This window comes from Cellvibrio mixtus subsp. mixtus J3-8 (genome assembly GCF_000766945.1).
Taxonomy (GTDB): Bacteria; Pseudomonadota; Gammaproteobacteria; order Pseudomonadales; family Cellvibrionaceae; genus Cellvibrio; species Cellvibrio mixtus_A.
This window is the reverse complement of the sequence record NZ_KN266220.1, coordinates 11,088-11,312: the sequence shown is the minus strand read 5'-3', so window position 1 is coordinate 11,312 and position 225 is coordinate 11,088. Positions and strand designations below refer to the sequence as shown.

Genomic DNA, 225 nt, shown 5'->3' with positions numbered 1-225 from the left:
TATTCCTCTGAGTGTTTAAACGGAATGGACAAACGCCACGGGCCAACCCAAGGTCCACGCCATGTACGTTTGTAAAAACGCTGTGGTGCGATTTGAGCGCGTTGTGCAGTGATGCTATGCAGTGGTGGTGCAAGCTCGCGCGGAACCACCCGGCGCAGCACCGTATCGCCTGTGGCACGAACCAGCGGCGCGGGTAGTTGTCGATCAGGGGCGGTGATTGACATA

Annotated in this window: 1 protein-coding gene; it reads right to left on the bottom strand. The window is 57.3% G+C overall.

Annotated features, from left to right (window positions below; genetic code table 11):
- The coding region (locus A596_RS23705; protein ID WP_235425808.1) for a hypothetical protein at positions 1-224 on the bottom strand (224 nt) is incomplete at its 3' end.
- Position 225 lies beyond the last annotated feature (1 nt).